The organism is Streptosporangium sp. NPDC006007 (genome assembly GCF_040614315.1).
GTDB lineage: Bacteria > Actinomycetota > Actinomycetes > Streptosporangiales > Streptosporangiaceae > Streptosporangium.
In genome coordinates, this window is record NZ_JBEXUG010000003.1 from 181,861 (window position 1) to 204,022 (window position 22,162).

Annotated in this window: 18 protein-coding genes; 9 read left to right on the forward strand and 9 right to left on the reverse strand. The window is 71.3% G+C overall.

Translation table 11 applies throughout. The features are described 5' to 3' along the window. Positions 1–48 precede the first annotated feature (48 nt). Both ABZ194_RS03770 and ABZ194_RS03775 read right to left on the reverse strand, forming a co-directional pair. A complete protein-coding gene (locus tag ABZ194_RS03770) occupies positions 49–219 on the reverse strand; it encodes a hypothetical protein (RefSeq protein WP_355591942.1) in 171 nt (56 codons plus the stop codon). 41 nt (positions 220–260) lie between these two features. Then, positions 261–596, reverse strand: a complete 336-nt coding sequence (locus tag ABZ194_RS03775; RefSeq protein WP_355591944.1) for a MerR family DNA-binding transcriptional regulator — start codon at positions 594–596, stop codon at positions 261–263. Positions 597–792: 196 nt separating this feature from the next. On the opposite strand from ABZ194_RS03775, the gene ahcY reads away from it, so the two are divergent. Beyond that, entirely contained in the window at positions 793–2,220 is a 1,428-nt protein-coding gene (gene ahcY / locus ABZ194_RS03780) for an adenosylhomocysteinase (protein ID WP_355591946.1), read from the forward strand. A 62-nt stretch (positions 2,221–2,282) separates the two neighbouring features. After that, entirely contained in the window at positions 2,283–3,524 is a 1,242-nt protein-coding gene (locus ABZ194_RS03785; protein ID WP_355591948.1) for an adenosylhomocysteinase, read from the forward strand. Positions 3,525–3,741: 217 nt separating this feature from the next. On the opposite strand, the gene ABZ194_RS03790 is transcribed toward ABZ194_RS03785, so the two are convergent. Then, on the reverse strand, positions 3,742–4,371 hold the full coding sequence (locus ABZ194_RS03790) for a DUF305 domain-containing protein (RefSeq protein ID WP_355591950.1): 630 nt from the start codon (positions 4,369–4,371) through the stop codon (positions 3,742–3,744). Positions 4,372–4,620: 249 nt separating this feature from the next. Here ABZ194_RS03790 and ABZ194_RS03795 point away from each other — a divergent pair, with 249 nt between their 5' ends. Beyond that, positions 4,621–5,955, forward strand: a complete 1,335-nt coding sequence (locus ABZ194_RS03795; RefSeq protein ID WP_355592180.1) for a hypothetical protein — start codon at positions 4,621–4,623, stop codon at positions 5,953–5,955. Between the two features lie 249 nt (positions 5,956–6,204). On the opposite strand, the gene ABZ194_RS03800 is transcribed toward ABZ194_RS03795, so the two are convergent. Next, a complete protein-coding gene (locus ABZ194_RS03800; RefSeq protein WP_355591952.1) occupies positions 6,205–7,257 on the reverse strand; it encodes an RDD family protein in 1,053 nt (350 codons plus the stop codon). A gap of 493 nt (positions 7,258–7,750) precedes the next feature. On the opposite strand from ABZ194_RS03800, the gene ABZ194_RS03805 reads away from it, so the two are divergent. After that, positions 7,751–9,217, forward strand: coding sequence for a hypothetical protein (locus tag ABZ194_RS03805; protein ID WP_355591954.1), 1,467 nt, complete (start codon positions 7,751–7,753; stop codon positions 9,215–9,217). Between the two features lie 233 nt (positions 9,218–9,450). Continuing rightward, positions 9,451–10,446, forward strand: a complete 996-nt coding sequence (locus tag ABZ194_RS03810) for a stage II sporulation protein M (RefSeq protein ID WP_355591956.1) — start codon at positions 9,451–9,453, stop codon at positions 10,444–10,446. Positions 10,447–10,590: 144 nt separating this feature from the next. Here the strand turns inward: ABZ194_RS03810 and ABZ194_RS03815 are convergent, their stop codons facing one another. From ABZ194_RS03815 to ABZ194_RS03835, 5 genes are all read right to left on the reverse strand, one after another. Further along, the gene (locus tag ABZ194_RS03815; RefSeq protein ID WP_355591959.1) at positions 10,591–11,958 is read right to left on the reverse strand and encodes a DUF58 domain-containing protein; all 1,368 of its coding nucleotides are present in this window, start codon (positions 11,956–11,958) and stop codon (positions 10,591–10,593) included. A 3-nt stretch (positions 11,959–11,961) separates the two neighbouring features. Next, positions 11,962–12,915, reverse strand: a complete 954-nt coding sequence (locus ABZ194_RS03820) for a MoxR family ATPase (RefSeq protein ID WP_355592182.1) — start codon at positions 12,913–12,915, stop codon at positions 11,962–11,964. A gap of 215 nt (positions 12,916–13,130) precedes the next feature. Then, positions 13,131–14,273 carry a DUF4350 domain-containing protein gene (locus ABZ194_RS03825; protein WP_355591961.1) on the reverse strand — a complete coding sequence of 381 codons (1,143 nt, stop codon included), beginning with the start codon at positions 14,271–14,273 and terminating at the stop codon, positions 13,131–13,133. Positions 14,274–14,460: 187 nt separating this feature from the next. After that, positions 14,461–15,195, reverse strand: a complete 735-nt coding sequence (locus ABZ194_RS03830) for a DUF4129 domain-containing protein (protein ID WP_355591963.1) — start codon at positions 15,193–15,195, stop codon at positions 14,461–14,463. Beyond that, entirely contained in the window at positions 15,180–16,481 is a 1,302-nt protein-coding gene (locus tag ABZ194_RS03835) for a hypothetical protein (protein WP_355591965.1), read from the reverse strand. Before ABZ194_RS03835 ends, ABZ194_RS03830 begins: the two co-directional genes overlap by 16 nt. Positions 16,482–16,822: 341 nt before the next feature. Between ABZ194_RS03835 and mtrA the strand changes: the two genes are divergently transcribed. The 4 genes from mtrA (at position 16,823) to ABZ194_RS03855 (ending at position 21,958) form a co-directional block, all read left to right on the forward strand. Further along, positions 16,823–17,500 (forward strand): MtrAB system response regulator MtrA, encoded by a 678-nt coding sequence (gene mtrA, locus ABZ194_RS03840; RefSeq protein ID WP_355591967.1) that lies wholly within the window; start codon positions 16,823–16,825, stop codon positions 17,498–17,500. Between the two features lie 30 nt (positions 17,501–17,530). Continuing rightward, on the forward strand, positions 17,531–19,267 hold the full coding sequence (gene mtrB / locus ABZ194_RS03845) for an MtrAB system histidine kinase MtrB (RefSeq protein WP_355591970.1): 1,737 nt from the start codon (positions 17,531–17,533) through the stop codon (positions 19,265–19,267). 19 nt (positions 19,268–19,286) lie between these two features. Beyond that, positions 19,287–21,077: an LpqB family beta-propeller domain-containing protein gene (locus tag ABZ194_RS03850; protein WP_355591972.1), complete on the forward strand. Its 1,791-nt coding sequence runs from the start codon at positions 19,287–19,289 to the stop codon at positions 21,075–21,077. Between the two features lie 158 nt (positions 21,078–21,235). Continuing rightward, on the forward strand, positions 21,236–21,958 hold the full coding sequence (locus tag ABZ194_RS03855) for a phosphoribosyltransferase family protein (protein ID WP_355591974.1): 723 nt from the start codon (positions 21,236–21,238) through the stop codon (positions 21,956–21,958). Positions 21,959–22,162 lie beyond the last annotated feature (204 nt).

Sequence of the window (22,162 nt, forward strand, 5' to 3'; positions counted from 1 at the left end):
GCGGTCCGCGACGGCCGGCGTGCGGGGTGTCTCAGGTGTGCGGGACGATCAGCCCCGACTCGTAGGCGTGGATGACGGCCTGGGTGCGGTCTCCAGCACGGCGAAGCCCGTGAGCAGGGCGGCGACGACGATGTCCGTGAGGGGTGATTCGATGACCCGCCGGAGGTCGAAGGCCGAGATTCGCTTCTCGGCCCGGCTCAACGTGGTGGTGACATCCATGGAGGAATTGTCTCGATCAGGAGGATAAGGCGTCGTCACTCCTAGGAGCGACCTTGGAGCAGGCGCAGCGCCTTCTCCTTTTCGAAGTCCAGCGCCCGGCGCGGGGCCTGGACGCGGCCGATCCGCAGCCCCAGATCCCGTACGGCCTGCGCCACCGAGGGCTCGCTCAGCACCCGCAGCGCGAAGGACAGCTCGGCGGGGGAGATGTCGAACCGCTTCTCCAGCTCCATGCTCTGGGCCACGGCCGCGAGCTCCTCGGGGCCGAACCGCCGGTGCGCCCCCCGGCTCCTGACCGGCGGGAGCAGGCCGAGCGCCTCGCGGTAGCGGAGCATCCGGGGGGACATGCCCAGCCGCCTGGCGGCCTCGGTGATCCGCATTCTCCGACCTTTCCGATGAATCTCACATTCTTGTGTCAGATTAGCGGTTCGTAAGGTGCGCCGCGCCGCGTCGGCCACCTAAACTCACACCGTCGACTTTTCCGGTGGAGTGGCCGCCTTGCCCGGGAGCGAAGCAGGATCGTGAGATCGGCGAGGGCGCGAGGCGAGCGAGACCATCAACCAGAGGGGTAAATTCATGGACTTCAAGGTCGCCGACCTTTCCCTTGCGGCCTTCGGGCGCAGGGAGATTCAGCTCGCCGAGCACGAGATGCCGGGTCTGATGGCCATCCGCAAGGAGTACGCCGAGGCCCGGCCGCTGGCCGGAGCGAAGATCATGGGCTCGTTGCACATGACCATCCAGACCGCCGTGCTCATCGAGACGCTGGTCGCGCTCGGCGCCGAGGTCCGCTGGGTGAGCTGCAACATCTTCTCCACCCAGGACCACGCCGCCGCGGCCGTCGTCGTCGGCCCGGCGGGCACCGAGGACGACCCGCGGGGCGTCCCGGTCTTCGCCTGGAAGGGCGAGACCCTGGAGGAGTATTGGTGGTGCACCGAGCAGGCGCTGCTCTGGCCCGGCGGTGACGGCCCCAACATGATCCTCGACGACGGCGGCGACGCCACCCTGCTCGTCCACAAGGGCGTCGAGTACGAGAAGGCCGGTGCCGTCCCCACCGCTGCAGAGGACGACGCCGAGGAGTGGAAGGTCATTCTCGACCTGCTCCGCCGTACCGTCACCGACGAGAAGAAGTGGACCGAGATCGCCTCCCGGATCAAGGGCGTCACCGAGGAGACGACCACCGGCGTCCACCGCCTCTACGAGATGTTCAAGGCCGGCTCGCTGCTCTTCCCGGCGATCAACGTCAACGACTCGGTGACCAAGTCGAAGTTCGACAACAAGTACGGCTGCCGCCACTCGGTCATCGACGGCCTCAACCGCGCCACCGACGTGCTGATCGGCGGCAAGGTCGCGGTCGTGGCCGGCTACGGCGACGTCGGCAAGGGCTGCGCCGACGCCCTCAGGGGCCAGGGCGCCCGGGTCATCGTCACCGAGATCGACCCGATCTGCGCGCTCCAGGCGGCCATGGACGGCTTCCAGGTCACCACGCTGGACGACGTCGTCGGCATCGCCGACATCTTCGTCACCACGACCGGCAACTTCGACATCATCACCGCCGACCACATGGCGAGGATGAAGCACAACGCGATCGTGTCCAACATCGGGCACTTCGACAACGAGATCGACATCACCGGCCTGGCGAAGACCCCCGGCATCGTGAAGCAGGAGGTCAAGCCGCAGGTCCACACCTGGACCTTCCCCGACGGCCACGCCGTCATCCTGCTCGCCGAGGGCCGCCTGATGAACCTGGGCTGCGCCACCGGCCACCCCTCGTTCGTCATGTCCAACTCCTTCACCAACCAGGTGATCGCTCAGATCGAGCTGTTCGCCAAGACCGAGCAGTACCCGGTCGGCGTCTACGTGCTGCCCAAGCACCTGGACGAGAAGGTCGCCCGGCTCCACCTCGACGCGCTCGGTGTGAAGCTCACCACGCTCACCAAGGCCCAGGCCGAGTACATCGGCGTGGACGTCGAGGGCCCCTACAAGCCCGACCACTACCGCTACTGACCGACCGTTCCACCGGGCCCCCGCGAGCTCCGCGGGGGACCTCGGGCAATCCGGGGAGAGACGTGGACAGCGCACTGACCGCCGCCGGTGAGCGGCGGATCGGATGGGCGGCCCGGGCGATGCCGGTGCTCACCGCGATCGGGGAGCGCTTCGCGGCCGAGCGTCCGCTGGACGGGCTGCGCGTCGCCGCGTGCCTGCACGTGACCGCCGAGACCGCCGTGCTCATGGGCGCGCTGAAGGCGGGCGGCGCCGAGATCGCGCTGGCCGCCTCCAACCCGCTCTCCACCCAGGACGACGTCGCCGAGGCGCTGAGCGGCCACGGCATCGCCGTGCACGCCAGGGCCGGGGTGGACCGGGAGACCTACTACCGGCACATCCACCGGGCGCTCGACATCTCCCCCGACCTCGTCGTCGACGACGGCTGCGACCTGGTCAACATCCTGCACACCGAGCGGACCGAGTTGCTGGAGACGGTCTCCGGAGGCTGTGAGGAGACCACGACCGGGATCATCAGGCTCCGGCAGATGGCCGCCGAGCACGCCCTGCGCTTCCCTGTCGTCGCCGTCAACGACACCCGGACCAAGCGGATGTTCGACAACCGGTACGGCACGGGCCAGTCCACCCTCGACGGCATCATGCGCGCCACCAACACCCTGCTGGCGGGCAAGACCGTGGTGGTCGCCGGGTTCGGCTTCTGCGGCCGGGGTGTGGCCGAGCGGGCCAGGGGCCTGGGCGCCCGGGTGGTGATCACCGAGATCGACCCGGTCAAGGCGCTGGACGCCTCGCTCCAGGGGTACGACGTCCAGCCGATGGCGAGGGCGGCCCGGGTGGGGGACGTGTTCGTCACCGTCACCGGCAACCGCGACGTCATCAGGGGCGAGCACCTGGCGCTGATGAAGGACGGCGCGATCCTGGCCAACGCCGGTCACTTCGACGTCGAGATCGACGTCAGGGCGCTGGACGAGCTCGCCGGGACCATGCACCCGGGGGTGCGCCCCAACACCGACGAGTACGTCCTGGCCGACGGCCGCAGGCTTCTGCTGCTGGCCGAGGGCCGTCTGGTGAACCTGACGGCCGCCGAGGGGCATCCGGCCGCCGTGATGGACATGTCCTTCTCCGCCCAGGCGCTCGCGGTGGCCTGGCTGGCCCGCGAGCGCCTGAGGCTGGCCCCGGGGGTCTACGACGTGCCGGAGGAGGTCGACGTGGAGGTGGCGCGGCTCAAGCTGGCCGCCGCGGGCATCGAGGTGGACAGCCTGACCTCCGAGCAGGAGAGCTACCTCCGCTCCTGGCGCCTGGGCTCCTGACGTCCTCTCCCGCCCGAGGGCGGGGGGTTCCCTCGGGTGACTGCCGGTATCCGGGGTGGACGCCGGGGGTGAGGCCCGGCCGGGTGGCGATCACGCGCAGGGGCCCGACGCCTGCGGGGGTCGTCCGGAGGCCGCCGATCCGCTCGACGACGACCGCCTCGCCCACCTGTCCGGACCCGGCCCGGACCCCTGCCGGCGGTGAGGCCTCTCGCAGCCCTCAGGCGGCCGTCCGCATCTCCAGCATCCGGCGGATCTCACCGGCCTGGGTGGCGGCGATCTCGTTGGCCAGTTCCTCGATCCTCAGGTGTGAGCCGGCGGTCAGCACCTGCTCGGACATCGTCAGCGCGCCCCGGTGGTGGGTGATCATCAGTTGGAGGAAGAGCCGGTCGAACTCCCCGCCCGAGGCGGCGGCGAGGGTCTCCATCTGCTCGGGGGTGGCCATACCGGGCATGCCGGCGTGGCCCGCGTGATGGTCCGGCAGGCGCTGGCCCTGCTCCCGCAGCCAGGAGGTCATGACCTGGACCTCCGGTAGCTGGGAGTCCTTGATGCGCGAGGCCAGGCTTCTCAGCCTCGGGGTGCCGGCGCGCGCCGGAGCCAGGATCGCCATGTCAAGGGCCTGCCGGTGATGGACGATCATGTCCTGTACGTATCTCACGTCCGCCGCGTTGGCCGTGGGGGTCGGCACGGCCGTGGCGGCCTCGCTCGGACCGATCGTCCTGGCCGGCTCGCCCGGCCTCCCGGGCACGATGACAGGGGCGATGGAGCCCGCGGAGGGCGGCGCCGGGTCGGTGGCGCACGCGCTGAGGGACAGGCCGGCCAGGACGACAAGAACGGGTGCTACGCGCACCAGGCCTCCTTTTTCACACTCCGGTGAGAGAAGACCTTAACCTTCTCCGGGAAACCCGGTAAAGGCCGCATATCGGAAAAATTTACTGACACTATGACAGCTTGTCCGATCCCCCGTTGAGGTGAACCATTTAGTCGTTTATGTGACTTTCATGGCACATGGGGAAGGAGGCTCGTAGTGGTATCTCCTCTCGGGAAGGGCCTGGGCGGCCGGTTCCTGGTCATGGGCGCGGTCGCGACGGCGGTGGCGATGGCGATGGCCACGGCGCCCGCCCAGGCCGCCGACATCCCGCCGCCGGGACAGGTCGTCACCAGCCCGAACGTGTCGCACGTGACCAACGTGCCCAAGCCCATCGGGCTGGGAAGCACGATCAACTCCGACATCGCCTTCCAGGGCGACTACGCCTACGTCGGCAACTACGGCGGGTTCTCGATCTACGACATCGAGAACCCGAAGCAGGCCAAGGCCGTCAGCGCCGTCATCTGCCCCGGCTCCCAGATGGACGTGTCGGTCTACGGGAACCTGCTGTTCACCGCGGTCGACTCCTCCCGTAGCGACGACTCCTGCAACAGCACCTCGCAGAGCGCGTCGATCAAGGAGTCGTGGGAGGGCGTCCGGATCTTCGACATCACCGACAAGAAGAGTCCGAAGTACATCAAGTCTGTCGAGACCAACTGCGGCTCGCACACCCTGACCCTCGTTCCCGGCAAGGGCAGGGACCGGCGGAACGTCTACCTGTACGTCTCCTCCTACAACCCGAACGCGACGTTCCCCGACTGCGCGCCGCCGCACGACAAGATCTCGATCATCAAGGTGCCGCTCCGCGCCCCGACCGACGCCGCGGTCGTCAGCACCCCGGTCGTCTTCCCCGACGGCGGCAACGAGACCCAGCCCGGCCTGCTGATACCCACCAGCGGCTGCCACGACATCACCGTCTACGCGGAGAGGGACGTCGCGGCCGGCGCCTGCATGGGTGACGGTGTGCTGTTCGACATCTCCGACCGGGCCAACCCGGTGGTCACGGCCCGCGTCACCGACCCGAACTTCGCCTTCTGGCACTCGGCGACGTTCAACAACGAGGGCACCAAGGTCATCTTCACCGACGAGCTCGGGGGCGGCGGCGCGGCCACCTGCAATGAGACCACCGGGCCCAACCGCGGTGCCGACGCCATCTACGACATCACCGGCGGCGGGCTCGTGTTCAAGAGCTACTTCAAGATCTCCCGCTACCAGGCCGACACCGAGAACTGCGTCGCGCACAACGGCTCGCTGATCCCGGTCAAAGGCCGCGACATCCTGGTCCAGGCGTGGTACCAGGGCGGCGTCTCCATCATCGACTTCACCGACTCCGCCGACCCGAAGGAGATCGGCTTCTTCGAGCGCGGCCCCGAGCCCAACGGAAACAGGGGCGGCATCTGGTCGGCCTACTACTACAACGGCTACATCTACGGCAGCGACTTCCACCACGGACTCGACGTCCTCAAGATCAGTGACCCCCGTACCGACCCGGCCAGGCGGGTTCACCTGGACCGGCTGAACGTGCAGACCCAGGCGTCCTACCACGGCCACGGCCACGACGACTGACCCCCTGCCCGCGAGGCATCCGAAAAGGCGGCGGGCCCGTTCCGCCGCCTTCTCCGGTGTCCGCCGGGTGCCGGTGCGTCGCCGTTCATCCGATGTTCCGCCTCGCGGGACTCACCGGGCGACCGGATCCGAGGCACCATCCGATGTTTGAGGGTGCCGGCGGTGTCCACGGTGATCCGCTGCGCCCGTACGGCGTGCGTCCCTTGGTCCGGCGCGAACCCGGACCTCGGCGCTGGGCGCGCCCGGACCTCAGGCGGGCGGGGCGAAACCGCCCGGGGTGACCGGAGCCGTCTCGGATGACGGGGACGGCGCGGGAGGCGGTGACGGTGGCGTGGGCGGCGCGGTCATGGGACCGGGCGGGTAGGGCTGCGGTGGGTAGGGTACCTGCGGGACCTGGGGGTGTGGCTGTGGCGCGTACCCCGGGGGCGCGTAGGGCGACTGGGGGTGGGGGCGCGACGCGTAGGGCGGCTGTTCTGGCGGGTAGGCCGGCGCGTACCCCCGGGGTGGGTAGGGCGCCGGTTGGCCGGGCCACTGCTGGGCGGGCGGCCCCATGCCGGTCTGCTGCGCCAGCCGTACGTGATCGCGGCGGCGGCGCTCGGCCAGCACGGCGGTCAGGTAGGCGAACGGCGGCACCCCGGGCGGTGGGGGAGGGGAGACGAAGGCCGACATCTCGGTGGAGATGCGCACCCCCATCTCGTGCTGGACGGTGGGCGACAGGTCGTGCCAGCGGGTGAGGTACTGCCTCGCGGTGGCGGCCACCCCCTCCGGCAGGCGGGACAGCTCCAGCGTCGCCGCCCACGCGGCGAGCTGCGGCGGCATCTCCAGCGGCGGGCCGTACTGCCGGGGACCGCGCTCGGAGATCACGATGGTGCCCGCGAAGATGTCGCCGAGCCGCTTGCCGCGCTCCGAGATCAACGAGCTGATCAGCGCGGGGGCGCCGCTGAGCATCCAGAACTCCAGCATGCCCGCCAGCCCGCGAAACAGGGCCTGCCGGAAGCGCTCGGGGCCTCCGTCGTCGCTGACCACCCGTAACCCGAGCGCGAGTTTGCCCAGGCTGCGGCCCCGCGAGAGCGTCTCGAAGATCACGGGGTAGCCGACGATCACGAGCACCGTGAACACGATGAAGATCATCGTGGTCAGCGCCATGTCGAGGTCAGAAGCGAGGGCGCCGAGCAGGAGGAACGCGCCGAACAGCGCCACCAGCTGGACCAGCATGTCGATGAGCAGCGCCGCGGCTCTGCTCGGCAGCTGGGCGATCCGGACTTCGACCACAACGGCCTCACCGGTTACGACATCGGACACACCAGCACCCTACCTATGCTCGGCTGCTCGGTCATGCCGCACCTTCCCGGTGGCACCGGCCGTCGCCGATCGATTCCACCGGATCTCCGCGATTCGCGCTCCGCCCTCAACCTAACAGGGACCTCGTGGGTCGAGAGAGACGAAAAGGGTCCTCGCCGATGACGGATGAGGACAGGCGACGGATGAGGACGAGGCGTTCTTCGGCATGTTGCGGGGTCCCTGGACCCCGATGAGGAACAGTGGCACGAGAACCGGTTTTCACTTCATCACACCGACCGGAGCCCAGGGCCATGACGGTTACCCGGAAAAAGGGGCCGGGAGGCGTTTCCCGGTCACGGATCCGTCCGGACGCGGTGGGCGCCGGGCGGATCCGCTTTTTCATCCGCTTTTTCACCGGGCAAATCTAACGGAACACCGTGTGATCGCTCCATTACGGAGGAATACTTCGAGTGTTGGTGGATGCCCCCTGCTTTCCCCCATGAGGTGCGCGAACATGAGCGATCTTCCCGTGTGGGCCGTCCGGTTGCGTGCCGAGCGGCAGGCGCGTGAGTGGTCCCTGAAGGACATGACCCGGCGCCTGGCCGAGGCGGCGAGCGACCACACTCGGGCTCGCCTGCCGACCCGCGAATCATTGACCCGTATGGTCCGTTCCTGGGAGGCCGGAAAGCACCGGCCGAGCGAGCCCTATCCCCGGTTGTTCGCGAAGGCCTTCGGGGTCGCCGAGGCGGACCTCTTCGCCGCCGGGAACGCGCCCTCGGCGCCGCCCCCGCCGGTCATGTCCGTCCTATCCGCCGCCTCGCTGTACGGGCACGTCGGCGCGGCCGTGATCGAGCCGCTGCTCGCGGCGCTCGCCCACTTCCCACCGGGTGTTTCCGATCGGGGACGGTGGCCCGAGGGTAGATTGAACTGGGACGCATTCGATGGAGGCGCAATGGACCGCCGCACTGCGATGCAGTTTCTCTCCCTGTTCGGCGCCGGGGCACTGACACCCCCGAACGCGCTCGACACGATCCTGTCCGGGGTGGACCGTGTGATCGGCGATCGGGAAGATCTCGGAGTGGGTGACTGGGAGCGGATCGCCTGGGAGTACAGCTTCCGTACCAACACCGGGCCGCTCGGCGCGCTCGTCGGCGATCTGACAGCCGACATCGCCGAAGTCGGACGGCTGCTCGACCGCACCACCTCGCCGTCCGCCCGTGCCGGGCTGCTGCGGGTTACCGTCTCGCTCGCCCAGACCCTTTCGGGGGAGTTCACCCACATCCGTGCCACGAGCCAGGCGCGGCGATCGCAGCGGACCGCCCGTCGTGCGGCCGACGCCTCCGGGGATCGTGATCTGCGGGTGTCGGTGCGCGCCTCGGAGGCGTGGAACTCGTTCGCCTCCGGTCACCCTCCCCAGCTCAGCCTCCGTCTGCTCGATGACGCCATACGGATCTCGGGCGGCGTGCCCAGCGCCGCGCTCGCACGTACCTACGCGGCCCGCGCGACCATGCTCGCCGCGCAGTCGGCCGAGTGGGGAGGCGACGGAGCGGCGGCCCGTACGGCGCTGGATGATCTCCGGACGACATGGGACCGGCTGCCGGACCGCGCCACCGCCGACGAGCTCACCTACTGGGGCTTCACCGAAAGAGCGCTGCGTTTCACCGAGGCGGAGGTGTTCGCCCTGCTGGGCGACACCCGGGAGGCCGTACGCGCCGCGGACCGCGCGTACGCCCTCTATTCGCCCGCGCTCGTCCACGGCATCGCCAATCTCCGGCTCATCCGGGCACACAGCCTGATCCGTGAACGCGAGGTCTCCGAGGGCCTCGACCATGCCCTCACCGGCGTTCAAGGGCCGCCGATCACCCCCTACCGGCGCCGGATCATCGGTCACGTCATCGAGGCGCTCCCCGAGCGGGCCCGCACCCTGCCCGCCGCCCGGGAACTACGCGCCCTGACAGTGGCGGCCAAGGGGGCGGCCTGACAGTGAGAATGCGGTGAGCGCCTCCCGGTGGCATCCGTTCGCCGGGTGTTCGACCCGATGATCCACCCGAAGACGGCCCGGCGGCGGAGATGGGCTCCAGGGCATCGTCTGGTGCCCCGGAGAGTTCCCCACTTTATTCGGGAACAGGGATATTCGCAGCCCTGGTTGACCGGTGCCGGGCGGGCCCGGTCCGGTGGGGGCGGGGAAATCGGGGATGTGGTTACGCTTTCCGGGTGGACATCGACGTCTTTGTGAGCGCGCACCGCCCGGCCTGGGATCGCCTGGAGGAGTTGATCCGGCGTCGCAGGTCGCTGGACGGCGCCGAGGTCGACGAGCTGGTGGACCTCTACCAGCGGGTCGCCACGCACCTGTCCATCGTGCGTTCGGGGCAGGCCGACCCGATCCTGGTGGGACGTCTGTCGGCGCTCGTCGCCCGTGCGCGTTCGGCGGTGACCGGTGCCCACACCCCCGCCTGGCGGGAGTTCATCCGTTTCTTCACGGTCTCCTTCCCGGTGGTCGCCTACCGGGCCCGCTGGTGGTGGCTCGCCACCGCCGCCGCGTTCCTCGTGGTCTCCACGGTCGTCGCCGTCTGGGTGGCGGGTGATCCCGCGGTCCAGGCCGCGGTCGGCACGCCGGAGGAGATCACTCAGCTCGTCGACCACGACTTCGCCGACTACTACTCGGAGCACCCGGGGACCTCCTTCGCCGGTCAGGTCTGGGTCAACAACGCCTGGGTCTCGATGCAGGTCATCGCCATGGCCGTCCTGCTCGGCCTGCCGATTCCCTACATCCTGTGGCAGAACGCGGCCAACGTGGCCGTCTCCGCCGGGCTGATGGCCTCACGCGGCAAGCTGGACATCTTCTTCGGCCTGATCACCCCGCACGGCCTGCTGGAGCTGACCGCGGTCTTCCTCGCCGCGGCCGTCGGCATGCGCCTCGGCTGGACGGCGGTGAACCCCGGCCCCCGCAAACGCACCGAGGCCCTCGCCGAGCAGGGCAGGGCGGTGATGAGCGTGGCGCTGGGCCTGGTCGTGGTGCTGTTCGTCTCCGGGCTCATCGAGGGCCTGGTCACCCCCTCGGGCCTGCCCACCTGGGCGCGCGTCGGCATCGGGGTGGTCGCCGAGGCGGCGTTCCTGGCCTATGTGATCTTCTTCGGCCGCCGCGCCCTGGCCGCCGGGGAGACCGGTGACCTTGAGCGGGTCCCCGACCTCGCACCTAGCGCCGGATAGGCTCCCCCGGGTGCTGAGCGGGTGCTGAGCGGGTGCTGAGCGGGTGCTGAGCGGGTGCTGAGCGGGTGCTGAGCGGGTGCTGAGCGGGTGCTGAGCGGGTGCTGAGCGGAGGGGGCGGGGTCGGGGGGCATGGGCGCGTGACGGTCAGAGGCGGCCCGCTGCCTTCAGGGCCAGATAGGCGTCTGCCAGGGCGGGGGCGATCTGCTCGGGGGCCGCGTCCACGACCTCCACACCGTGGCGACGCAGCCGGGCGGTGATCCTGCGCCGGTCGGCGTTCTGACGCTCGGCCGCGGCGGCGTTGTAGACCAGCTCGGAGGTGCCGCGCCCGGCCGCCATCACCGCGACCTGAGGGTCGGAGACGGCCGCCAGGAGCACCAGGTGGCGGGAGGAGAGCCGGGGGAGGATCGGCAGCAGCCCCTCCTCCAGTGAAGCCGCGTTCAGGTCGGTCAGCACGACGACCAGGCAGCGCCGTTTGGCGCGGGCCAGGACGGCCGCGACCATGCTCGCCGAGTCGGCCTCGATCAGCTCGGCCTCGATCGGGGCCATGGTGTTGACCAGTGTCGACAGCAGTTCGGTACGGCCGGCGCCGGACACCCAGGCCCGCACCGCGCGGTCGTGGGCCAGGAAGTCCACCCGGTCACCGGCGCGGGTGGCCAGCGCGGCCAGCAGCAGGGCCGCGTCCATCGACCAGTCGAGCCGGGGCCAGCCCGGCACGACCGCCGCCCCGCCGTACAGATCTCCGCCCCTGGGGGTCTCTCCCGCCTGCGGGATCGGAGCCGTACCCACCCGGCCGGCCGAGGTGCGCCCTGTGTCCAGGACGATCAGCACCCGGCGATCGCGCTCGGGGCGCCAGGTGCGTACCACGACGTCGTCGCGGCGGGCGGTGGCCCGCCAGTCGATCGACCGGACATCGTCGCCGACCACGTACTCACGGAGCGAGTCGAACTCGGTGCCCTGCCCCCGGACCATCGACGGATGCCTGCCCTCCAGCTCCCTGAGCCTGGACAGCTTGGCCGGCAGGTGTTTGCGGCTGAGGAACGGCGGCAGCACCCGGACCGACCACGGCACCCGGTGGGAGCCCTGGCGGCCCGCGACGCCCAGCGGGCCCAGCGTGCGCACGGTGACCGTGACCGCCTCGCGGTCGCCCCTGCGGGTGGGGGCGAGCGTGGTGACGAGGCGGCGGCGCTCCCCGGGGGGCACGTCCAGTGTCAGGCGTCGCGGCGTGGCCCCGGCGGAGGGCGGCCAGGCGTCTCTGAGTACGCCCCGGGCCCGGCGGGGGCCGGGGTTCTCCACGATCAGCTCGACCGTGGCGGTCTCGCCGAGCCGTACCAGCCGGTCGCCCGCGCGGCTGAGGCGCAGCCCGCGCACGCCTCCGGCCAGCAGCAGATCCACCGCGACGAGGGCCAGGAGCAGCAGCCCCACCCCCGCCGTCGCCAATGCGGGTCTGGGCGCGAACAGCACGGCCACCGTGCCGAGTAGGGCCAGCAGCGCGGCCCGTCCTGTCAGTGCCATCGGTCAGCGGGGGACGGGGACGGAGGCGAGGATGGCGTCGATCAGGCCGTCGGCGTTCGCGCCCTCCAGCTCGGCCTCGGGGCGGAGTTGGATCCGGTGCCTCAGCGCGGGTCTGGCCAGCGCCTTGATGTCGTCCGGGGTCACGTAGGAGCGGCCGGACAGCCAGGCCCAGGCCCTGGCCCCGGCCAGCAGCGCGGTCGCGCCACGCGGTGAGACACCGAGCTGGAGCGACGGCGAATGCCGGGTGGCCCGGGCGATGTCCACGATGTAGCCGAGAACCTCGGGGCCGACGTGCACCTGGCTGACCGCCGCGCGCCCGGCGTCCAGGTCCTCGATGGTGGCCACGGGTCTGACGTGGGACAGGTCGCGCGGGTCGAAGCCCAGCGCGTGCCGCTCCAGCACCGTGATCTCCTGGGCGCGCTCCGGCAGCGGCACGGTCAGTTTGAGCAGGAACCGGTCAAGCTGCGCCTCGGGGAGCTGGTAGGTGCCCTCGTACTCGACCGGGTTCTGGGTGGCGGCCACGATGAACGGCTCGGGCAGCTTGCGCGCGCTGCCCTCCACGCTGACCTGCCGTTCCTCCATCGCCTCCAGCAGCGCCGCCTGGGTCTTGGGCGGCGTGCGGTTGATCTCGTCGGCCAGCAGCAGGTTGGTGAAGACCGGGCCCTGGCGGAACTCGAACTCCGAGGTCTTCGCGTCGTAGATCAGGGAGCCGGTTATGTCGCCCGGCATCAGGTCCGGGGTGAACTGCACCCGCTTGAAGTCCAGGGAGAGCGCGGCCGAGAGCGTCCTGACCAGGAGGGTCTTGGCGACGCCCGGCACGCCTTCGAGCAGGACGTGGCCCCGGCAGAGCAGGGCGATCACCAGCCCGGTGACCACCGAGTCCTGGCCGACGACGGCCTTGGAGACCTCGGCGCGCAGCGCGCCCAGCGCGTCCCTGGCCCCGTTCGCTCCGGACACGGCCCCGCCGAGCCCCGTTTCCGCGGGCACGCCGGGGCCGTTCTCCCCGGTCGCACCGGCGGTCCCCCCGGTCGCGCCGGTAAGCCCGCCGGTCGCGCCGGTAAGCCCGCCGCCCCGGACCGTTCCGGTCGCGTCGGCCGGTCCGGCCGGTCCGTTCAGGCCGTCTCCGCCGGTCCCGGACCCCGGGTATCCGACGGCCGGCTCGCTGCGCTCGCTCACGACTCTCTGACCTGCCTTTCCAACATGTCCAGGTATGCGGCCAGGGCTATCAGCCCCGCCTCGTCGGCCGGCGGCGGCCCGTACAGCGCGGCGCCCACGTAGGCGGCCGCCTGTCCGGTCCGTTCGGCGATCGCGCCGACCTTCGTGTCCGGCCCGGCCGCCGACGGCAGCCCGAGCCGGGGGGTGATCCGGTCGACGAAACCGGCGCGGAGGGCGGCGGCGGCCCGGTCGCGGGCACGTCTGGCCCGGTAGAGCCGGGCCCGGCCCTCCACGGTCTCGGCGGCCCTGACCACCACGGGCAGCCGCTCGGTCACCACCGGGCCGAGCCTGCGGCCCTGCCAGAGCGCCAGCAGCACCACCGCGAGGGCCAGTTGCGCCACGGCCCATTTGACCCCGGGGGGAACGAGGTCGTAGAGGCCCTTTCCGCCCGTGGCGCCGGGAACCGTCTCCGGGGCGGTCAGCCAGATCAGCGTGGGCCTGGCTCCTGCCAGGTTCATCGCCAGCGCGGCGTTGCCGTCCTCGGCGAGCCGCAGGTTGGTCATGAACTGACCGTCACCCACGACTGTGACGGTCCGGCCCTCGTCCGTATAGCCGACCAGGCTGGGCATGCCGTCGGCGAGATAGCAGCGGGCCGCTCCGGCGGGCGCGTCGAAGAGCACGCCACCCAGGTAGGCGCTGCCCGCCCTGGTCGCGGCCGGCAACGCGCATCCGGGTTCGCGTGAGCGGGTCCGTGCGCTCCTGCCGGGCATCACCCCGGGGGCGAGGATCCCCAGGTGTGACTGCGCGCCGACCACGAGCCGGTCGGCCGACATGGCGGTGAGCAGCCTGGCTTCCTCCTCGCCGAGGAAGGACGTGTCGGTGAGCAGCAGCGTGCTGTTCCCGGGGTTGGCGGCCTGTGCCTCCTCGACCGATGTGACCCGGACGACCCGCACGCCGTGGGCCCGGAGCAGCTGGGCCAGGCCCTTGCCACCGGAGGGCGAGGCGTCGGCGGGGTCGAGCGGCCTGCCGCCGCCGGATCCGCCGCTGAGCAGCACGCCGGCGACGGCGCCGAGGATCACGATGAGCGCGACCAGCAGGATGCCCCGGCCGCCGCGCCAGACGCCTCTCGCGGTCGGCGAGGTGGAGGTCGAACCGGACACCGGGGCCGTCCCCGGCCCCGCTCCTGGGATTCCCGCTCCTGGGGTTTCCGCTCCCCGGGCGGCGCCGAGGCTCACGACGGGACCGCCTGTGCGGTGCGCGCCGGGCTCGTCGAGCGGCCGTGTCCGGCGAGGTTCCCGAGGGGACGCCCCCTCGCGTGACGTCCGCCTCCATGGTGAGAGCGGGATCTCACGGTGACACCGCCTTCGCTGTGGGCGCGGGGGTGGGGCGGGCGGCGCGCAGGTGGTCGTCGAGGTCGCGGAGGACCTCGTAGCCGGCGGCCGTGCCCGGCACCTCGCCGTAGGTCACGTCGTCGAACACCCTGGCCGCCGAGGCCAGCTCGGCGGCCAGACGGGGCAGTGCGCGGCCGGCCTCGGCGGCGAGTTCTCCCGCGGTACGGCCGGGCGTGGAGTCGATGATGACGCGATCCTCCAGATCACGGGCGACGGCCCTGAGTCGTTCGCGGATCGCCTCGGCCCACCGGCCCTCCGCGGCCAGAGCCTCGGCGGCGTCACGGTGCTCGGCCGCGGTGCGGCGGCCGTTCCCGAAGACCCCCTCCTGCCGTGCCGCGCCGCCCCGCGCCGTCCGTCGCGCGACCACGGTCAGGGCGACGGCGGCGGCGATCACCAGCGCGACGAGCACGATCCGCGCCGCCACGCCGCCGACGACGCCCACGGACTCCTGGTCCAGCAGGTCGCCGATGAACTGGTTCACGTTCCGCGTGACGCGGTCGAGTGCGGACTCCTTGGCGTACTCGGGTCTGAGCAGCTCAAGGACCGCCTCCCGCCGGGCCTCGCCGCGGTCGACGTCGATCGGCACCACGGCGTCGGCGGACACCACGGTGTTGACGGACACCACGGCGTCAAGGGCCGCCGTGGCGTTGCGGGACGCCGTGTCGAGGAGAACCGTCAGGAGCCGGACCACGGGGCTCCCCGCCCGGGGCCGCCGGGCGTGGCGGACGGGTCCCACAGGTCGTCGGCCGTCGCGTGCACCCAGCCCTGGCGCTGCTGCTCGATCGCCGCGGTCTGCAGCACCAGGTCGAACGCCTCGGCGCGCATCCTGCGGTCGGCGTAGAGAAGTCCGTTGACCCCGGCCTGGAACGGATAGGTGATCATCGCCGCGATGGTGCCGCCGATGGCGATCAGGACGGCCGCGCCGATCTGCGAGCCGACGGTCTCCTGCCCGAGGACGCCGACGACGCCTCCGGCGATGGTGAACGGGATGGAGAGCACCATGGCGACCAGGATGGCGATGATCTGGGTCAGCAGCCAGATGCCGAGGGTCCGCCAGAAACCCCCCTTCACCAGATGCCAGGACCTGCTCAGGGAGGCGATGGCGCCGCGCCGTTCCAGCACCGTCGCGGGAGCGGCGAGCGCCAGGACGGTGGCGACGGACAGGGAGTAGGCGAGGAGGGCCAGCGTCAGCAGCACCCCCACGCCGACCACCACCCCGATGTCGGCGCCGACCGTCACCAGCGTGTAGATCACCCCGACCGCCACGGCCAGGGGGATCAGCAGAAGCAGGACCTGGGCGAGTACCACCCCGAACAGCGCGGGCACCCTGCCGCGGGTCAGCCGCCAGGCCTCGCCCACCGTCATCCGGCCGCCGAAGACGGCGCGCCCCAGGATCCGGGTCAGCACACCGGTGAGCATGGTCACCGCGACGAACTGCACCGCGTAGGAGGCGAGGGGCGCTCCGTACTCGGCGAGGAAGCCCACCTGCGGCGGGCTGCCCTCCAGCGCGGCCGGACCCCTGCTCAGGACCGTGCCCATTCTGCCCAGGGTGATCGCCTGGCCGATCGCCACCGGGATCGCGCTCAGCGCGGCGGCGATCGCCGACAGGCCCAGGACGGCCTTCGGGTTGGAGCGGATCAGCTTGATCGCGCCGTCGAGGATGTCGCCGAGGCCGAGCGGGCGCAGCGGGATGATTCCGGGGCGCAGCACGGGCGGCTGCGGCCGGTAGCCGTATGGCGGCTGCCCGCCGTAGGGACCGTAGGGGCTGTGGGGATGGTGCTGGTACGGCGGAGGAGGCTGCTCGTCCTGCGGTCGCCGCGGCGGCGACTGTGGCGGGGGCGGTGGTGGCGCCGGGGGCGTGCCGGGACCGGCGCCGGGGGCGGTCCACGGCGAACCCGGAGCGTCGCCGTACGGCGGAGGTTGGTTGGGCGCCCAGCCGGGTGGCGTGTCGGGAGTGGAGCCGTGACCGTCTGACATATCCCAATCCTGACATGTGGCCACACTGGTTGTGCTGATCGGGAGATCACGGCGCGGTTTCACCCCGGGAGGCGGGCGGAGATCCCTGAGGGATGGCCGAGACACGGTCGTTTACCTCAGACTGGGAACGTGACCACCTCCGCTTGGCGTCCGCAGTCGCCGGGGCCGGAGAGGGCCGCGCGGGGGTGCTCCTGCGAGCCTTACGTTGTGTGCGCCTAAAATCTGGTACTCGGATGTCTGCTGGTCGGGCTGTGTCATCCAGTGGCTCGACAAGGGTAATCTTCGACAACCGTGCCGCTTACCCCGAAAACTCCCAAACTGCGTAAAACGAATGAGGGGCCATGAAAGGACGCGTGCTGGTCGTCGACGACGACGCCGCTCTCGCCGAGATGCTCGGCATCGTGCTGCGCGGGGAGGGTTTCGAACCTTCCTTCGTCTCCGATGGGGACAAGGCACTCGACGCCTTCCGTGACACCCGGCCGGACCTGGTGCTGCTCGACCTGATGCTGCCCGGCGCCGACGGCATCGACGTGTGCCGCCGCATCCGCGCCGAGTCCGGTGTGCCGATCGTCATGCTCACGGCCAAGAGCGACACCATCGACGTGGTGCTCGGCCTGGAGTCCGGAGCCGACGACTACATCGTCAAGCCGTTCAAGCCGAAGGAGCTGGTGGCCCGCGTCCGCGCCCGGCTGCGCCGCACCGACGAGCCGACGCCGGAGATTTTGCAGATCGGCGACATCACCATCGACGTCGCCGGGCACTCGGTCAAGCGGGAGGAGGAGACCATAAACCTCACCCCGCTGGAGTTCGACCTGCTGGTCGCGCTCGCCCGCAAGCCGCGCCAGGTCTTCACCCGCGAGGTGCTGCTTGAGCAGGTCTGGGGCTACCGGCACGCGGCCGACACCCGCCTGGTCAACGTGCACGTCCAGCGGCTCCGCGCCAAGATCGAGAGAGACCCCGAGCACCCCGAGATCGTGGTGACGGTCCGTGGCGTGGGCTACAAGGCCGGCCCGGCTTAAGCCCTCGCGGCACTCTCCCCGGACCCCGGCATGCCCACACCCAGGAAACGCCGCCGCACCCCGCTCCAGATGGTGCGCGGGATCAGGCGGCGTGCGCGGCGCGCCGTCGGCGGCGCGCGCAGGGGCTGGCGGCGCTCCCTGCAACTGCGCGTGGTCACCAGCACGATGGTCATCTCCATCGTGGTGGTCGTCGTGCTCGGAGTCTTCCTCATGCAGGCCATCATCACCACCACCCTGGGGGACAGGGAGCGCGCGGCGAAAAGCGAGGCGCAGGCCGACCGCAAGGCGGTGCTCGGCTACCTCAACCAGCAGGACGGCGACGCCGCCAAGCAGTCGGCCGAACCGGGGCAGACACTTCAGCGAGAGGGAGACAGCCCGCTCGGCCAGGCGGTCGCGGCGCTCGCGGGCCGGGCAGGGCCCGCGCTCCGGTACTCGGTGATCATTCGCAACGAGCACCAGCCGGGCGAGTTCTACGCCACCACCAACATCGATCCGGTGAGCATCCCGGTCAGGCTCCACCACGACGTGCTCAGGAAGTCGGCGGACGAGGAGACCACCCGCTACACGTCGCTGCGCTACAAGGGCAGGCGCGACTCGGTTCCGGGCATGGTGATCGGCACCCGCCTGGACACCTACGGGACCGGGCTGGACGACGGATACGAGATCTACCATCTGATCTCGCTTGAGGAGGAGGAGAAGACCCTCACCTCGGTCCGGCGGATGCTCATCCTCGTCGGCGCCGCCCTGGTGCTGCTGCTGGCCGCGATCTCCTCGCTGGTCACCCGCCAGGTGGTCACGCCGGTACGGCTGGCCCGCCAGGCCGCCGAGCGGCTCGCGGCCGGGCACCTGGACGAGCGCCTGAAGGTTCGCGGCGAGGACGACCTGGCCCGCCTGGCGGCCTCCTTCAACGAGATGGCCGCCAACCTGGCGTTGAAGATCCATCAGCTGGAGGAGCTCTCCCATGTCCAGCGGCAGTTCGTCTCCGACGTCTCGCACGAGCTGCGCACCCCGCTGACCACCGTGCGGATGGCCGCCGACCTGCTCTACGACGCCCGCGAGGAGTTCGAGCCGATGGTCGCGCGCTCGGCCGAGCTGATGCAGAACCAGCTCAACCGGTTCGAGGCGATGCTCGCCGACCTGCTGGAGATCAGCCGCTACGACGCCGGCGCGGCGGAGCTGGACGTCGAGCCGGTGGACGTCAGGGACGTGGTGCTGCGCGCGGTCGGCGACTCCGAGGCGCTGGCCGAGCGCCACTCCACCCGGTTCGACCTGCGCCTGCCGGGCGAGCCCTGCATAGCCGAGATGGACAGCCGCCGGGTCGAGCGCATCCTGCGCAACCTGCTGTTCAACGCGATCGAGCACGGTGAGGGCCGTGACATCGTCGTTCTGGTCGGAGCGGACCGGGACGCGGTGGCCGTGGCCGTACGCGACCACGGGGTGGGCCTGAAGCCGGGTGAGGAGAACATGGTCTTCGACCGGTTCTGGCGGGCCGACCCCTCCCGCGCGCGGACGATCGGCGGCACCGGCCTGGGGCTGGCGATCTCCCGCGAGGACGCGATACTGCACGGCGGCTGGCTCCAGGCGTGGGGTGCCCACGGGGAGGGCTCCCAGTTCCGGCTCTCGCTGCCGAGGGTGGCCGGGGCGACGCTGCGCGGCTCACCGCTGCCGCTGGTCCCACCGGAGGTGGAGATGCGGCGGACGTGGCGGGGGCACATGACACCGGTGCTGGCACCGGCGGCGGCCGACGGGGGGCGCGATGCGGACTAGGACCGGAGGACGGGCCGGCGTGACGCGGGCCGAGGCCGGCGGGCGGCCGGGCGTGGTGCGGGCCGGGGCCGGCAGGCGCGTGGGCGCGGCGATGCTGGTGGCCGCGCTGACCTGCGGGGGGACGGCCTGTTCCGTGATCCCCATCGGGGGCGGGTCCATCGCCGTGGACAACGTCCGCAAGGGCAATCCGCTGGGCGACCCGTACGCGCGGGTGATCGCCGTGCCGCCGAACCCCGGCTGGTCGGCCGAGGAGGTCGTCACCGGGTTCCGGGCCGCGATGGCGAGTGTCGACGACCCGGGACGCGACATCGCGCGCCGTTACCTCACCGACGACTTCGCCAGGAAGTGGGATCCGCACAGCGGGGTGACGGTCTACAAACAGGGCGAACCCCTGGCGGTGCAGGCGGGCCTGAAGGAGAGCCGGGTCACCCTGAAGGGCACCGTCACCGCGATCATCGACCAGGACGGCCGGTACCGGCCGAGCGGTGGTCTTCTGAACGAGCCCTTCTCCCTCGTGAAGGGGGCGAACGGCTGGCGGATCAGCGCGGCGCCCCAGGGGCTGCTGCTGTCGGAGGCCGACGCCGACCGCGCCTACCTCAAGGTGGATCTGTACTTCCTGGATCCGGGGTGGAAGGGCCTGGTGATCGACCAGGTCCGGGTGCCGATCGACCCCACCGCCAACTTCGCCAAGACGACGGTCGAGCGGCTGCTCAACGGGCCGAGCAGCTCGCTCAAGGGCGCGGTGCGGTCCGCCTTCGACGGAACCGAGCTCATCGACGTCACCACACAGAACAACCGCGTCGTGGTCAACCTGACCAGGCGGGTGGCCGCCGATCTGGTCGGACCGATGTCGGCCCAGCTCGCCGCGACGCTCGCCGAGCTCACCAAGGGCGGCTGGGGCTTCGAGGTCAGGGTGGGCGGTGAGCCGTACTACACCGACAACCCGCTCTCCATCGACGCCCAGGAGCAGTCGACGTTCGACCCCTGGACGACCCCCGGCGAGATCTATCCGTACTACATGGCCGACGGCGCGCTGTGGCTGCTCGGCAAGGAGAAGACCGGGCAGCCGGTGCCCGGTAAGGCGGGGGAGAAGGACGGCACCCGCGACCACCCGGCGATCAACTCCCAGGCGCAGGTGGCCGCGCTGTCGGGGGGCGACAGACGCATCGCCGTCGCCCCGCTCGTCACGGGCGGTCAGTGGCAGGAGTGGGTCACCGGCGACTCCCTCGTCCCGCCGTGCTGGGACCGCTACCAGACGATGTGGACGGTGAACCGGCGCGACGACCACACCTCGAAGGTGATGCGCTTCCGGGACGGGCAGCGCTACGAGGTCTCCGCCCCCGACCTGGAGACGGCCTACGTCACATCGCTCAAGGTCGCGCGGGACGGGGTGCACGTCGCGGCGGTCGTGAGGGACGCGCAGGGCGAGCAGGTCAAGATCGGCACGGTCATCGGCCAGGGGAACGCCACCCGGATCGCCAACCTGCAGCTGGTGGTGCCCGCCGAGGGCAAGCAGACGATCAAGGACATCGCCTGGAAGGACGGCAAGACCCTCTACGTCCTCACCGGCAAGTCCGAGCTGCTGGAGGCCTCGGTCACCGCGGCGCCCAAGTCCCTGGCCTCCGACTCGCGGATCCAGACCATCACCGCGCTGGACGGCTCCCTGCTGGCCGGAGCCGTGGACGACGACAAGAAGCAGCAGATCCTCTACTGGACCTCCGCCAAGTGGGAGCCCCTGGTCAAGGACGAGAAGGGCTCCCAGGACTTCGCCCACAACGGCCCGTCGGCCCCGGCCTACCCCCTGGGCTGAACCCCGCCCCCGGGCACTCGCCCCGGCCCCCGGCCCCGGCACCCGCCCCGGCCCCGGGCACCCCGGCACCCCGGCGGCGGGCCCGGTCCTTTTCCGGGGCGCGTCGTCCGCCGAGGCGGGAGGGGTTGTTTGTCGGTGGGGCCTGGCACCGTGGAACCGTGCCGACCGCCCTGCTCGACCTGGTCCTGCCGCCCCGCTGCGCCGGATGCGACGCGCCCGGCTCCCTCCTCTGCCCCGGCTGCACGGCCGGGCTACACGGGCAGCCCGTGCGAAGGATGCCCGACCCGTCCCCATCCGGCCTGCCCGACTGCTGGTCGGCGGCCGTCTACGCCGGTGCCGCGCGAGGGGCGATCCTCGCCTACAAGGAGCGCGGCCGTACGGCCCTCGCCCGTCCGCTGGCCGGGGCGCTCGCGCTCGCGGTGGCCGCCGCGGCGGGGGAGCGGCCGGTGGTGCTCGTCCCGGTGCCGAGCGCGCGTCCGGCCGGCAGGCGGCGCGGGCACGACCCGGTGGACCGGCTCGCGGAGCTGGCCGCCGGTTGTCTGCGCGGCGCCGGGTGGCCGGTGGCGGTGGCGAGAACGCTCACTCAGCGCCGCCGTCTCGCCGACCAGGCGGGGCTGAGCGCGCTCCAGAGGGCCGAGAACCTCTCCGGGGCATTCGGGGTTACGGGCGGCCGGAACGGGGCTGTGGCACGTTCCTGGGGCGGCGTGGGGGCGGTTGTGCTGGTTGACGACGTCGTCACCACGGGTGCGACCCTCGCCGAGGCGGCCAGGGCGCTGCGCGAGGCCGGTGTCACGGTCTCACTGGCCGCCGTGGTCGCCGCGACACGCCGGAGAGTAAGAAAGATCGAATTATCGGATATCACGGAGGGTAACGGATCGTAAAGGGGCGGTGTGGTGTCGGCCTCACCCCGGAGTCATACCTCCCTGTCCCGGTCGGCGGCCTGTGGCCGCCCGACAGATGTGAGAAATGCTCACATCTGTGGATATCGGCCCGCCGAAGAGTCCCTCCCCGGCCCCGGCGTCCCCGGCGGGGGTGACGCAAAGTGATCCTTCGGGCGGCTGCCAGGCTGACATTCGGTCGGTATG